The 14,125-nt window shown below is 37.5% G+C and carries 13 protein-coding genes; 12 read left to right on the top strand and 1 reads right to left on the bottom strand.

From position 1 onward, the window contains the following. The first annotated feature begins 67 nt into the window (after positions 1–67). The gene (locus NHG49_RS19605; RefSeq protein WP_064474998.1) at positions 68–748 is read left to right on the top strand and encodes a thiamine diphosphokinase; all 681 of its coding nucleotides are present in this window, start codon (positions 68–70) and stop codon (positions 746–748) included. Positions 749–814: 66 nt separating this feature from the next. Further along, complete coding sequence (gene spoVM, locus NHG49_RS19600) at positions 815–895, top strand: stage V sporulation protein SpoVM (protein WP_001213599.1); 81 nt, start codon at positions 815–817, stop codon at positions 893–895. Positions 896–968: 73 nt separating this feature from the next. Here spoVM and rpmB read toward each other — a convergent pair whose 3' ends face one another. After that, on the bottom strand, positions 969–1,157 hold the full coding sequence (gene rpmB, locus NHG49_RS19595; protein ID WP_000124776.1) for a 50S ribosomal protein L28: 189 nt from the start codon (positions 1,155–1,157) through the stop codon (positions 969–971). A 375-nt stretch (positions 1,158–1,532) separates the two neighbouring features. Between rpmB and NHG49_RS19590 the strand changes: the two genes are divergently transcribed. From NHG49_RS19590 to smc, 10 genes are all read left to right on the top strand, one after another. Then, positions 1,533–1,895, top strand: a complete 363-nt coding sequence (locus NHG49_RS19590) for an Asp23/Gls24 family envelope stress response protein (RefSeq protein WP_000021109.1) — start codon at positions 1,533–1,535, stop codon at positions 1,893–1,895. A gap of 22 nt (positions 1,896–1,917) precedes the next feature. Further along, positions 1,918–3,594: a DAK2 domain-containing protein gene (locus NHG49_RS19585; RefSeq protein ID WP_088047265.1), complete on the top strand. Its 1,677-nt coding sequence runs from the start codon at positions 1,918–1,920 to the stop codon at positions 3,592–3,594. A 283-nt stretch (positions 3,595–3,877) separates the two neighbouring features. Beyond that, entirely contained in the window at positions 3,878–5,926 is a 2,049-nt protein-coding gene (recG, locus tag NHG49_RS19580) for an ATP-dependent DNA helicase RecG (RefSeq protein ID WP_258126447.1), read from the top strand. Positions 5,927–6,014: 88 nt separating this feature from the next. Further along, a complete protein-coding gene (fapR, locus tag NHG49_RS19575) occupies positions 6,015–6,608 on the top strand; it encodes a transcription factor FapR (RefSeq protein ID WP_000747354.1) in 594 nt (197 codons plus the stop codon). Next, positions 6,605–7,597: a phosphate acyltransferase PlsX gene (gene plsX / locus NHG49_RS19570; protein ID WP_149173479.1), complete on the top strand. Its 993-nt coding sequence runs from the start codon at positions 6,605–6,607 to the stop codon at positions 7,595–7,597. The genes fapR and plsX overlap by 4 nt, the downstream gene beginning before the upstream one ends. A 14-nt stretch (positions 7,598–7,611) precedes the next feature. Beyond that, positions 7,612–8,556: an ACP S-malonyltransferase gene (fabD, locus tag NHG49_RS19565; RefSeq protein WP_064475002.1), complete on the top strand. Its 945-nt coding sequence runs from the start codon at positions 7,612–7,614 to the stop codon at positions 8,554–8,556. Next, positions 8,556–9,296, top strand: a complete 741-nt coding sequence (fabG, locus tag NHG49_RS19560; RefSeq protein ID WP_064475003.1) for a 3-oxoacyl-[acyl-carrier-protein] reductase — start codon at positions 8,556–8,558, stop codon at positions 9,294–9,296. The genes fabD and fabG overlap by 1 nt, the downstream gene beginning before the upstream one ends. Before the next feature lie 69 nt (positions 9,297–9,365). Then, a complete protein-coding gene (gene acpP, locus NHG49_RS19555; protein ID WP_000786062.1) occupies positions 9,366–9,599 on the top strand; it encodes an acyl carrier protein in 234 nt (77 codons plus the stop codon). 58 nt (positions 9,600–9,657) lie between these two features. Then, a complete protein-coding gene (gene rncS / locus NHG49_RS19550) occupies positions 9,658–10,395 on the top strand; it encodes a ribonuclease III (RefSeq protein ID WP_001146867.1) in 738 nt (245 codons plus the stop codon). Between the two features lie 147 nt (positions 10,396–10,542). Then, positions 10,543–14,112, top strand: coding sequence for a chromosome segregation protein SMC (gene smc, locus NHG49_RS19545; RefSeq protein WP_064475004.1), 3,570 nt, complete (start codon positions 10,543–10,545; stop codon positions 14,110–14,112). The last annotated feature ends 13 nt before the right edge of the window (positions 14,113–14,125 follow it).

Genomic DNA, 14,125 nt, shown 5'->3' with positions numbered 1-14,125 from the left:
CTAGTGTAGTAAGTGTTCACTATTTATAAAGGATAGAGAAAAAACATGTAAAAAGGCAATCTACCGAATGGCAGATTGCCTTTTTACAATAGAAGGGGAAGGAAACATGATTATTCATATTTTAGCGGGTGGACCTGCGGAATATTGTGCAGATTTTTCTCGATATGAAAATGAGAAAGTAGTATGGGCAGCAGTTGATAGAGGAGTATATCGTCTATTAAAGGGAGGAATTACTCCAACTGTTGCGTTTGGAGATTACGATTCAGTTACTGAAGAGGAATTAGTATGGATGGGCCAGCAAACAAATGACTTACATATTGTTCCTCGTGAAAAAGATCAAACAGATTTAGAAATTGCGATTAACTGGGCGTTAGAACAAAATCCCACATTGATTCGTATTTTTGGTGCCACTGGTGGAAGGCTGGATCACGGTTTAGCAAATATACAGATGCTTTTAAGAGGGTTAGAAGTAGGGGTAGAAATGTGTATTGTAGATAATAAAAATGAAATAAGCGTGAAAAAAGTGGGTACACATATAATTGAAGACAATAAAAATTTCCCTTATGTATCTTTTGTACCGGTTACTGAAATAGTAGAAGGGATTACATTACTTGGTTTTAAGTATCCTCTAACTAATAAAACAATAGAATGGGGATCAACACTTTGTATTAGTAATGAACTCGTTGAGGAAAAAGGTACTTTTTCATTTACTTCTGGCATATTAATGGTGATAAGAAGCACTGATTAAAGAAACAATTTTGCTCCTTACATCATATAGTGAACAAGTGGAGTAATGGGGATTAGGAGGGAAACCATGAGATTTTATACAATTAAGTTACCTAAATTTCTTGGTGGAATTGTTCGTGCCATGCTAAATACCTTCAAAAAAGATTAAAAAAAGCACCTATTACCGGTGCTTTTTCCATTGTCATAGTAAAAAAAGAGCCTAGCGGCTCTTTTTTTTATTATTAAACACGTTCGATTTTGCCAGATTTTAATGCTCTAGCAGAAACGTAAACACGTTGAACTTTTCCGTCGATGCGTACGCGAACTTTTTGAAGGTTAGCGCCCCATTTACGTTTTGTAGCGTTCATTGCGTGAGAACGAGAGTTACCAGAACGAGCTTTTCTTCCAGTGATAGCACAAACACGAGCCATTTATATTTCCCTCCCTTGATACCTTACCATACGTAATTTTTCAATGTTAGTCTTTTTTGCGATGCTAAAAACACTACTATAATTTAACACAACTAAAAAGAGAATGCAACACCGTAGAAAAAAGAAATCAAGAAAAATTACTTGACACCATATGTCGATGATGAAAAGTTGAAATCAAGAAAAATTGCTTGACATATTATAGTGGTACATGTTGTATAATAACAATGGACTATTTTGCTCATCATAAAAAATGTGATTTAAAACATAAAATATGAGAGTGAAAAGAAAGAACGATGGAATTTTCTTTAAAAAGATTATATGATAGTAACTAAAGTAGTCTAGCTCACTTTCACCATTTATGAAGGGGGAAACGAGATGTCAATTGAAATTAAAACGAAGTATGGTCAAATTGATATTAGTACAGATGTAATTGCAACAATTGCTGGAGGTGCCGCAGTAGATTGCTACGGTATCGTAGGTATGGCATCAAAAAATCAGTTAAAAGATGGTTTAACAGACATTTTACGAAAAGAAAACTTCACTAGAGGTGTTATTGTTCGTAAAGATGAAGATGAAGTACATATTGATATGTATATTATTGTGAGCTATGGTACGAAAATTTCAGAAGTAGCACATAACGTGCAGACGAAAGTGAAATATACATTAGATCAAACTGTAGGACTAGCAGTAGATTCTGTAAACATCTACGTACAAGGAGTTAAAGTAATAAACTTGTAATGTGCATTAAGGAGGAAAATCTGTGTCAATTCAAAAAATTGATGGGAAACGTTTATCACAAATGATCATGCAAGGAGCGAATAATTTAACAAATAATGTTCAGCTTGTTGATGCATTAAACGTATTTCCAGTTCCAGATGGCGATACCGGTACAAACATGAACTTATCAATGACTTCAGGCGCACGTGAAGTGAAAGCAAATCCTTCACAGCATGCTGGTAAAGTCGGCGTAAGTTTAGCCAAAGGATTATTAATGGGAGCTCGTGGTAACTCTGGAGTTATTTTATCTCAGTTATTCCGTGGTTTCTCTAAATCCATTGAACAAAAAGAAGAATTAACAACAGTTGATTTTGCTGCAGCTTTAGATGCTGGGGTAGAAGCGGCTTACAAAGCGGTTATGAAACCGATTGAAGGAACGATTTTAACGGTTGCAAGAGAAACGGGTAAATATGCAGTGACAGTTGCGAAAAAACAGCGCGACTTTGTTTTGTTTATGGAAGACGTTGTGAAAGAAGCGAATGCATCGTTAAATCGTACGCCAGATTTATTACCTGTATTAAAACAAGTTGGCGTTGTAGATAGCGGTGGTAAAGGTCTTGTTGTTGTATACGAAGGATTTTTAGCTGACTTAAAAGGAGAAACGATTTCTTCTAATGTGTCTGCCCAACCATCTATGAATGACATGGTACGCGCAGAACATCACCGTAGTGTACAAAGCCAATTGAGTACAGAAGATATTAAGTATGGATATTGTACGGAATTCATGGTGAAATTAGAGCCTGAAAAAATGAAAGAACATAATTTCTCTGAACAAAAGTTCCGTGAAGATATTAGTGTGTACGGAGATTCACTACTTGTTGTATCAGATGATGAGGTTGTTAAGGTTCATATTCATGCGGAACATCCTGGAGATCCTATGAATTATGGACAACGCTATGGTAGTTTAATTAAGATTAAAGTAGAAAATATGCGTGAACAGCATACGGCTTTATTAGATGAGCCTACTATGATGCCTGAGCCAACTAGCCAGTCTAAAGAGAAACAACAGTACGGTATCGTAACTGTTGCTATGGGATCTGGTATCAAAACTTTATTTGAGAGCATTGGCGCGACGAAAGTTATCGAAGGTGGCCAAACGATGAATCCAAGTACGGAGGATATTGTGAAGGCGATTGAAGAAGCGAATGCTGAAAAAATCATTATTTTACCGAACAACGGAAATATCGTGATGGCAGCAGAACAAGCAGCGTCAGTTGTGGATCAAGAAGTGATTGTAATTCGTTCAAAAACAGTTCCTCAAGGTATGGCTGCAATGTTAGCATTTAATCCAGTTGGAACGTTAGAAGAGAACGAAGAAAACATGAAAGAAGCTTTATCTCATGTGAAAACCGGTCAAATTACGTATGCTGTACGTGATACGGAAATTGATGGTGTAGCAATTCAAAAAGATGATTTCATGTGTATTGCAGATGGGAAAATCGTATCAACAAATGCTGCAAAAGTAGGAGCTGCAAAGCAATTACTAGAAGCACTTATTGATGAAGATTCTGAAATTGTAACGATTCTACAAGGTGAAGATGCAACTGACGAAGAAGTAGCTGAGTTAGTTGCATTTGTAGAAGAGAATTTTGAAGATGCAGAAGTAGAAGTACATGCTGGAAACCAACCGGTGTATTCGTTTATCTTCTCTGTAGAATAAGAAAAAATTCGTTTTGAAAATAAATGGATTACTTACTTGCTAATGGATAAGAAGTAGTAATATGAAGTTCATTACTAGTTCTTATTCAAAAGGCTAGCATATTGAAGATAAAAAAGAGCCTTGCTGCTAATAGTGAGGCTCTTTTCTTTCGTATTGCTTATGAGGGATTTGAGTAGTTTCTCTAAGAATGCCTATGATAGAATATATAGGGTGAAAGAGAGCGATTACAGATGTCAATAGTATGAATGAATCAAAGAAAATAATGTGACGGAGCGTGAGAATCTTGAATGAAGTTGTACAAGTTCCTGTTACGGATGTAAAGGGAATCGGAGGAGAAACATCTGAATTACTACACGAGATGGGAATTTATACAGTTTCTCATCTATTAGAACATTTTCCGTACCGTTATGAAGATTATGCGATGAAAGATCTTGCTGAAGTAAAGCATGATGAACGTGTAACAGTTGAGGGAAAGGTTCATAGTGCTCCTTTACTGCAATATTATGGGAAGAAGAAGTCGCGTCTTACGGTTCGTGTCCTCGTCGGTCGTTATTTAATTACAGCTGTATGCTTTAATAGGCCGTACTATAAGCAGAAGTTAAATTTAAATGAAACAGTAACGATTACTGGTAAATGGGATCAGCACCGTCAAACGATTGCGGTATCAGAGCTTCATTTTGGACCAGTTGTACGTCAACAAGAAGTAGAGCCTGTATACTCAGTGAAAGGGAAACTTACAGTAAAACAGATGCGCCGTTTTATCGCCCAAGCGTTCAAGGAGTATGGAGAATCTATAGTTGAAGTGTTACCTGATGGATTGCTAAGTCGATATAAATTATTGCCGCGTTATGAAGCGATTCGGGCGTTGCATTTTCCAGCAGGACAGGAAGATTTAAAACAAGCACGTCGCCGTTTTGTATATGAGGAGTTTTTCTTATTTCAGCTGAAAATGCAAACATTACGGAAAATGGAGAGGGAAAATTCGAAAGGGACGAAAAAAGAAATTCTTTCAGCAGAATTGCAAGAGTTTATCGATGCACTTCCGTTTCCATTAACTGGTGCACAGCGTCGGGTAGTAGATGAAATTATGAAAGATATGACATCTCCTTATCGGATGAATCGTCTGTTGCAAGGTGATGTAGGTTCTGGGAAAACAGTCGTTGCAGCAATTGGCCTTTATGCAGCGAAGTTAGCACATTATCAAGGTGCTTTAATGGTTCCTACAGAAATTTTAGCAGAGCAACATTATCAATCGCTCGCAGAGACGTTCTCGCACTTTGGTATGAATGTTGAATTGTTAACCAGTTCTGTTAAAGGTGTAAGGCGTCGAGAGATTTTGGCAAAATTAGAACAAGGAGAAATAGATATCCTTGTTGGAACACATGCTTTAATTCAAGATGAAGTTATCTTTCATAGGTTAGGTCTTGTTATTACTGATGAACAACATCGATTTGGTGTAGCGCAGCGACGAGTTTTAAGGGAGAAAGGTGAAAGTCCGGATGTTTTATTTATGACGGCGACGCCAATTCCGCGTACGTTAGCAATTACTGCATTTGGAGAGATGGATGTTTCTATAATCGATGAGATGCCAGCTGGTAGAAAGGTAATTGAAACATACTGGGCAAAACATGATATGTTAGATCGAGTTCTCGGTTTTGTGGAGAAGGAGATAAAAAAAGGAAGACAAGCATATGTTATTTGTCCCCTTATTGAAGAATCTGAGAAACTTGATGTGCAAAATGCGATTGACTTACATAGTATGCTGACTCATCATTATCATGGGAAATGTCAAGTCGGATTAATGCATGGCAGACTCTCATCTCAAGAAAAAGAAGAGATAATGGGACGATTTAGTGAAAATAAAGTGCAAATTCTTGTGTCGACAACAGTTGTTGAAGTAGGTGTGAACGTACCGAATGCGACTGTAATGGTTATTTATGATGCAGAGCGTTTCGGTTTATCGCAGCTCCATCAGCTCAGGGGACGTGTTGGGCGTGGTAGTGAACAATCATATTGTTTATTAATCGCGGATCCAAAATCGGAAACGGGAAAAGAGCGAATGCGTATTATGACCGAAACGAATGATGGATTTGTATTGTCAGAAAAAGATTTAGAGTTAAGAGGTCCTGGAGATTTCTTTGGAAGTAAGCAAAGTGGTTTACCAGAATTCAAGGTTGCTGATATGGTACATGATTATCGAGCGTTAGAAACAGCTAGACAAGATGCGGCGTTACTAGTAGAGTCAGAAGCGTTTTGGCATAATGATCAGTATGCTTCGCTGCGTACTTATCTTGACGGGACAGGTGTGTTCCAAGGGGAGAAGCTCGATTAAAGGGAGGCAACGAAAGTTTTTGTTGCATTCTACTTTTAATGATTATATACTACTGTTAGTACCTAGTCATAAAAATGGATGGTGCGGTATGAAAAAAAGAAGAAGTAAAAAAGAAAGACAAGAATTATTACAACAAACAATAGAAACGAATCCTTTTATTACGGATGAAGATTTAGCAGAAAAATTTCAAGTGAGTATACAAACCGTACGTCTTGACCGTATGGAATTATCTATTCCTGAATTAAGAGAAAGAATTAAACATGTAGCTACAAAGCAACATGAAGAAGATGTAAAATCTTTACCGTTAGAAGAGGTTGTCGGAGAAATTATCGATATAGAATTAGATAGACATGCGATTTCTATCTTTGAAGTGAAGGTAGAACACGTATTTAAAAGAAATCAGATTGCCCGTGGGCATCATTTGTTTGCACAAGCAAACTCACTAGCTGTTGCAGTTATTGATGAAGAATTAGCTTTAACTGCAAAGTCTACCATTCGATACATTCGTCCTGTAAAATTAGGAGAGCGTGTTGTTGCAAAAGTGCGCGTTGAAGATGTAGAGAATGATAAAGGACGGACCGTTGTCAAAGTGCGTAGCTTTGTTGGAGAAGAACTTGTTTTTACAGGCACTTTTGAAATGTATCGATCTAGTAATTATAGTGAGGAAGGTAACAACTTATGAAAATCGCAATAGATGCAATGGGCGGCGATCATGCTCCAAAGGCTGTCGTATTAGGAGCAATGAAAGCTATTAAAGAATATTCTGATTTACATATTATGTTAGTAGGGAAAGAAGAGGAAATTCGTCAATACTTAACGAGTGAAGAGCGAATTACTATACTTCATACAGATGAAAAAATCGAATCGACAGATGAACCAGTAAGAGCGGTTCGTCGAAAAAAACAAGCTTCAATGGTACTAGCAGCGCAGCAAGTGAAAGACGGCGTAGCCGATGCTTGTATATCAGCTGGTAGTACAGGAGCTTTAATGGCGGCTGGATTGTTTGTTGTAGGTCGTATGGAAGGAATTGAGCGACCAGCTTTATCCCCTACAATGCCAACTGTTGATGGAGAAGGTTTTGTTATGTTAGATGTTGGAGCGAACGTTGATGCAAAACCAATTCATTTATATCAATATGCAGTAATGGGATCTGTATACGCTGAGAAAGTAAGAGGAATTAAAAATCCTCGCGTTGGACTTTTGAATGTTGGAACAGAGGATGGCAAAGGGAACGAACTTTCAAAACAAGTCTTTGCAATGCTTAAGGATGCCCCAATTCATTTCGTTGGGAACGTTGAATCAAGAGATTTATTGCAAGGTGTAGCAGATGTTGTTGTGTGTGATGGTTTTACAGGGAATGTAGCGCTGAAATCATTAGAAGGAACAGCACTTGCGTTATTTTCTATGTTAAAAGAGCAGTTAATGAGTTCATTTACGAGCAAATTAGCAGCAGCGGTATTAAAGCCAAAACTTATGGTATTAAAAGATAAAATGGATTATTCGGAGTATGGAGGAGCGGCATTATTTGGATTGAAAGCTCCTGTCATTAAGGCTCACGGTTCTTCTAATGACCAATCAATATTTAGTGCGATTCGTCAAACGAGAGAAATGGTAGCGAAAGAAGTTATTCCTACTATTTCAAGCGTAATGGAGAAAGAGCCACTCCAATAAGAGGAGGATTTGAAATGGGAAAACTAGCATTTCTTTTTCCGGGCCAAGGTTCACAGGCAGTTGGAATGGGTAAACAGTTAGCGGAGAATAATAAAGAGGTTGCAAATGTGTTTGCAAAAGCAGATGAGGTGTTGCAAGATTCACTTTCAGAAGTGATTTTTGAAGGGCCGCAAGAAAAGCTTACGTTAACGACAAATGCACAGCCTGCCTTATTAACAACGAGTTTTGCTATTTTGACAGCTTTGAAAGAGTATGATATTACACCAGACTTTGTTGCAGGACATAGTTTAGGTGAATATAGCGCTCTTGTAGCAGCGGGTGCAATAACTTTTGAAGACGCTGTATATGCTGTAAGGAAACGTGGGGAATATATGGAAGAAGCTGTTCCTGGCGGAGAAGGTGCAATGGCGGCTATTTTAGGTGCTGATCCACATATGCTGAAACAAGTTACAGAAGAAGTAACAAGTGAAGGATATGCAGTGCAAATCGCTAATATGAATAGTACGAAGCAAATTGTGATTTCTGGAACAAAGCAAGGAGTCGAGATTGCTTCTCAAAGAGCGAAAGAAAATGGTGCAAAGAGAGCAATTCCGCTTAAGGTAAGTGGACCGTTCCACTCTTCGCTTATGAAGCCAGCAGCGGAGAAGTTCCAAAGTGTCTTAAATGAAATTACAATTCAAGATACGAATATTCCTGTTATCGCAAATGTAACAGCAGACGTTATTACAAGTGGTGCACATATTCAAGAAAAGCTAATTGAACAGCTCTATTCGCCTGTCTTATGGTACCCGTCCATTGAAAACATGGTGAGTCAAGGGGTAGATACATTTATTGAGATTGGACCTGGGAAAGTACTTGCTGGACTTATGAAGTCAATTGATCCATCAGTAAAAGCATATGCGATATATGATGAAGAGACATTAAAAGATACCATTTCAAATTTGAGAGGAGAAAACTGATGTTAAAAGGGAAAGTGGCATTAGTAACTGGCGCTTCACGTGGAATTGGTCGTGCGATTGCGATTGATTTAGCGAAACAAGGGGCAAATGTTGTAGTAAATTATGCTGGTAATGAGCAAAAGGCAAATGAAGTAGTTGATGAAATAAAGAAATTAGGTTCGGATGCAATTGCAGTAAGGGCAGATGTTGCAAATGCTGAAGATGTTACAAATATGGTGAAACAAACTGTAGATACATTTGGACAAGTTGATATTCTTGTAAATAATGCAGGTGTAACAAAAGATAATTTATTAATGCGTATGAAAGAAGAAGAATGGGATACAGTTATTAATACAAACCTAAAAGGTGTATTCTTATGTACGAAGGCAGTATCTCGATACATGATGCGCCAGCGTCATGGACGTATTATTAATATCGCTTCTGTTGTTGGAGTGACAGGTAATCCAGGACAAGCAAACTATGTTGCTGCTAAAGCGGGTGTAATTGGATTAACAAAAACATCAGCAAAAGAGTTAGCGAGCCGTAATATTACTGTAAATGCAATTGCTCCTGGGTTTATTGCGACTGATATGACGGATGTATTAGATGAAAATATAAAAGCCGAAATGTTAAAGTTAATTCCTGCAGCTCAGTTTGGTGAAGCGGAAGATATCGCAAATACTGTAACGTTTTTTGCTTCTGATCAAAGCAAATATATTACAGGGCAAACGTTAAATGTTGATGGCGGAATGGTAATGTAATAAAAGAATCGATTTCAACTAGTTTTTTTGTCCAATATTTAATATAATATTTGAGGGGAGGTGAATGGAATGGCAGATGTTTTAGAGCGTGTAACAAAAATCATCGTTGATCGTTTAGGTGTAGAAGAAACTGAAGTAGTACCAGCTGCGAGCTTTAAAGAAGATTTAGGCGCAGACTCCCTAGATGTAGTAGAACTTGTAATGCAATTGGAAGATGAATTCGAAATGGAAATTTCTGATGAAGATGCTGAAAAGATTGCTACTGTTGGCGATGCTGTGACTTACATAGAGAGTCATCTATAATGCTTAAGTGAAGTCCCGTTTTTTAGCGGGGCTTCTCGGCTTATATCTGGAGGGACTTATGCCGTACCGAAAACATAGAGAAAAAAAATACGAAACAAAATATCGTGAAGCGTTTAAAGTATTTCAAGAAGAGATAGGTATTACGTTTTCAGATGAAAAATTATTGATTCAAGCATTTACGCATTCATCGTATGTGAATGAGCATCGAAAAAAACCGCATGAAGACAATGAGCGTCTCGAATTCCTTGGAGATGCAGTATTGGAACTTACTGTGTCGCAGTATCTGTTTCAAAAATATCCGACAATGAGCGAAGGAGAGTTAACAAAACTACGTGCAGCTATTGTATGTGAACCATCTCTTGTTCGTTTTGCAAACGAGTTGTCATTTGGTAGCCTTGTTTTATTAGGAAAAGGTGAAGAAATGACAGGTGGACGTGAACGACCAGCTTTATTAGCGGATGTCTTTGAAGCGTTTATTGGTGCCCTTTATCTTGATCAAGGGTTAGAAACAGTATGGGGATTCTTAAAAGAAATTGTATACCCTAAAATTAATGAAGGTGCTTTTTCTCATGTGATGGATTATAAGAGTCAATTACAAGAGTTGATTCAGCGTGATGGTAGTGGCAATATTGAGTATCAAATTTTGCAGGAAAAAGGACCGGCCCACAATCGAGAATTTGTGTCACGTGTTACGTTAAATAACGTGGCTTTAGGTCTTGGTAGTGGCAAGTCGAAAAAAGAAGCAGAGCAACAAGCTGCTGCAGAGGCATTGAAAAAATTAAAAGAACAACTATAAGGAATCCCCCTTTGAATGAGGGGGATTCCTTATGCATAGAATGAAACTTTCTTTTTGTTTGTGAATAAAGGGAAGGGAAATCCGTATAATAGCTTGTTTTTGTATAGACAACAGTTATAACAACGGAGAATAGGAGGAAGGCCTTTCGTGTTTTTAAAAAGATTAGAAATAGCAGGGTTTAAGTCTTTTGCTGAGCGTGTATCTGTTGATTTTGTCCCAGGTGTAACTTCTGTAGTAGGACCTAATGGAAGTGGGAAAAGTAATATTACTGATGCGATTCGCTGGGTACTTGGTGAACAATCTGCAAAATCATTACGTGGTGCAAAGATGGAGGATATTATTTTTGCAGGCAGTGATACGAGAAGAGCAGTTAATGTTGCTGAAGTAACAATAACTTTAAATAATGAAGATCAACGTTTACCGATTGAATATAATGAGGTGTGTGTAACGCGTCGTGTATCTCGTTCTGGTGATAGTGATTTTTATATTAATAAACAATCATGTAGATTGAAAGATATTATCGATTTATTTATGGACTCTGGTATGGGAAGAGAAGCTTTTTCGATTATTAGCCAGGGGAAAGTTGAAGAGATATTAAGTAGTAAATCAGAAGAACGTCGTGGTGTATTTGAAGAAGCTGCGGGAGTACTGAAATACAAACTTCGTAAAAAGAAAGCTGAAGTAAAATTAGCAGACACACAAGAAAACTTAAATCGTGTACAAGATATCATTCACGAATTAAGTAGTCAAGTAGAACCTTTAGAAAGACAAGCTTCTATTGCGAAAGATTATCTTGAGAAAAAAGAAGAATTAGAGAAAGTAGAAGCGGCGCTTATTGTACATGAAATTGAAGAATTGCATGAGAAATGGGAAGCGCTTCGAAATCAGTTTGGGCATAATAAAAACGAAGAAGCTAAAATGTCAACGCATTTACAAAAAGGTGAAGAAGAGCTTGAGGAATTACGAGGACAATTACAAGCAGTAGACGAGTCTGTAGATTCCTTACAAGAAGTACTTCTTCTTTCTAGTAAAGAGCTAGAAAAGTTAGACGGACAGCGTGAGTTATTAAAAGAGAGAAAACAAAATGCAACGACGCATTGTGCACAACTCGAACAGTTAATTGTTGAATTAACAGAGAAAGCTACAAGTTATGATGGTGAAATTGAATCCAGTACTGAAGTGTTGATGCAATTTGTAAATCAAGTAAAAGAGTTGGAGACAAAATTGCATGATAATGAGCTACTGCTGGCAACTTTTGCTGACAATTTAGAGGAACAAATTGAGAATTTAAAAGGTGACTATATTGAACTTTTAAATCAACAAGCTAGTCATCGTAATGAGTTATCTATGATTGAAGAACAATCTAAACAACAAAACTCAAAAAATGAACGCCTCGATGAAGAAAATGCGAAATATGTAGAAATACGCATGGAAATTACAGCGAAAAAGACGAAACTTGTGGAAAGTTATGAACAAGTGAAAGAAAAAGTAGCTGGTATCCTTTCGAATATACAAAAGACAGAAGCAGCACTTGGGAAATGCAAGACGCAGTATAGTGAAAATGAAACAAAACTGTATCAAGCGTATCAATTTGTACAACAGGCACGTTCTCGAAAAGAAATGCTAGAAGAGATGCAAGAGGATTACTCTGGTTTCTATCAAGGGGTACGTGAAGTATTAAAAGCTAGAGAAGATAGGTTGCAAGGTATCGAGGGTGCTGTTGCAGAATTGCTAACGGTACCGAAAGAATATGAAATTGCAATGGAAATTGCTCTAGGTGCAGCGATGCAGCATATTGTTGTACAAAAAGAAGAACATGCTCGTAATGCAATTACGTTTTTAAAACAAAATAAACATGGACGAGCAACGTTTTTACCGCAAGCTGTTATTAAAAGTAGATCGTTATCATTTGAACAATTACGTATTGTAAATCAACACCCATCGTTTGTAGGTGTGGCGGCAGAACTTGTGCAGTATAACAATAAGTATGAAAATGTAGTTTCGAATTTATTAGGTACTGTTATTGTTGCGAAAGATTTACGCGGGGCAAATGAGTTAGCGAAACAACTGCAATACCGTTATCGTATTGTAACAATCGAAGGTGACGTAGTGAACCCTGGCGGTTCTATGACCGGTGGAGCGGTAAAACAGGCGAAATCTTCTTTATTAGGACGTCAACGTGAACTAGAAGAGTGGACGGGCAAGTTAACTGATATGGAAGAAAAAACAACGAAGTTAGAAAACTTTGTTAAAGCAGTAAAGCAAGAGATTCAAGAAAGAGAAGTGCAAATACGGGAACTAAGGCAAAGTGTAGAAGCAGAGCGTGTAGATGAACAGAAATTAAGAGAAGAAATTAATCGCTTAGAATTAGAAGAACATCGTATTAATGATCGTTTATCTATTTACGATTTAGAGATTGAAGGATTCTTACAAGATCAAGTGAAGATACAAGGGCGTAAAGAAGAGCTAGAACAGATTTTAGCGACTCTTCAAGCAGAGATTACGGGATTAGATAGCAAAATTGTCGCTTTAACAAAACAAAAAAGTGAGCAGCATTCTTCGAAAGAAAAAGTGCAAAAAGAAATGACTGAGTTAAAAGTGTTGGCGGCTGAAAAGCAACAACGCTTATCTAATCAAAAAGAAAAAGTTGAACGATTGACGAAGGAAAAAGAAGAAACGGATGCAACGCTTGTCAAAACGAAAGAGGATTTAGCATTCTTAAAACAAGAAATGACATCGAATTCAAGTGGTGAAGAGCAAATTACGAATATGATTGAGAAGAAAGCATATGATCGTAATCAAACTTCAGAGTTAATTCGCTCTCGTCGTGAACAACGCGTATCGTTACAAGAGAGAGTAGAACATTTAGAGCGTAATCTGAAAGAAACAACAGGTAAACATAAGTACATTCTTGAGATGCTGAAAAATCAAGAAGTAAAAATAAACCGACTTGATGTAGAGTTAGAAAATAGATTACAACATTTACGTGAAACATATACGATTTCATTTGAAGCAGCAAAACTGAAGTATACAATGATGATGCCTGCAGAGGATGCACGTAAAAAGGTGAAACTAATTAAATTATCCATCGAAGAGCTAGGCACAGTGAACTTAGGTGCAATTGAAGAGTATGAGCGTGTAGCAGAGCGTCATACATTCTTACTAGAGCAAAAAGATGACCTAGAAGAAGCGAAAGCGACATTGCACCAACTTATTACTGAGATGGATGAAGAAATGAAAAAACGTTTTTCTACTACGTTTGAAGGAATTCGAATGGAGTTTCAATCGGTATTCTCTGAATTATTTGGAGGCGGTAGAGCGGATTTAGTCATGACGAATCCAGAGGACTTATTAAATACTGGTATTGATATTGTAGCGCAACCGCCAGGGAAGAAACTGCAAAACTTAGGTTTACTTTCTGGTGGGGAGCGTGCTTTAACAGCAATTGCGCTGTTATTCGGTATTTTAAAAGTGCGCCCAGTCCCATTCTGTGTACTAGATGAGGTAGAGGCGGCTCTTGATGAGGCGAATGTTGCCCGTTTTGCGCAGTATTTAAAGAGATTTAGTGATGAGACACAGTTTATTGTCATTACACATAGAAAAGGTACAATGGAAGAGTCTGACGTATTGTACGGTGTAACAATGCAAGAGTCAGGGGTATCTAAACTTGTTTCGGTTCGTTTAGATGATGGAGAAGAACTAGTTGCAAGTAATTAGGAAGGATGGGACA

The organism is Bacillus sp. IBL03825 (assembly GCF_024712505.1).
In the GTDB taxonomy this organism is placed as follows: Bacteria; Bacillota; Bacilli; order Bacillales; family Bacillaceae_G; genus Bacillus_A; species Bacillus_A wiedmannii.
Note: the sequence above shows the minus strand (reverse complement) of the source record. Positions and strands in the feature narration are given on the sequence as shown.

Bases quoted from the DNA above. Each gene is read 5' to 3' on its own strand.
- NHG49_RS19605 (WP_064474998.1), top strand. From the start codon at position 68: ATGGCAGATTGCCTTTTTACAATAGAAGGGGAAGGAAACATGATTATT.
- spoVM (WP_001213599.1), top strand. From the start codon at position 815: ATGAGATTTTATACAATTAAGTTACCTAAATTTCTTGGTGGAATTGTT.
- rpmB (WP_000124776.1), bottom strand. From the start codon at position 1,157: ATGGCTCGTGTTTGTGCTATCACTGGAAGAAAAGCTCGTTCTGGTAAC.
- NHG49_RS19590 (WP_000021109.1), top strand. From the start codon at position 1,533: ATGTCAATTGAAATTAAAACGAAGTATGGTCAAATTGATATTAGTACA.
- fapR (WP_000747354.1), top strand. From the start codon at position 6,015: ATGAAAAAAAGAAGAAGTAAAAAAGAAAGACAAGAATTATTACAACAA.
- plsX (WP_149173479.1), top strand. From the start codon at position 6,605: ATGAAAATCGCAATAGATGCAATGGGCGGCGATCATGCTCCAAAGGCT.
- fabD (WP_064475002.1), top strand. From the start codon at position 7,612: ATGGGAAAACTAGCATTTCTTTTTCCGGGCCAAGGTTCACAGGCAGTT.
- fabG (WP_064475003.1), top strand. From the start codon at position 8,556: ATGTTAAAAGGGAAAGTGGCATTAGTAACTGGCGCTTCACGTGGAATT.
- acpP (WP_000786062.1), top strand. From the start codon at position 9,366: ATGGCAGATGTTTTAGAGCGTGTAACAAAAATCATCGTTGATCGTTTA.
- rncS (WP_001146867.1), top strand. From the start codon at position 9,658: ATGCCGTACCGAAAACATAGAGAAAAAAAATACGAAACAAAATATCGT.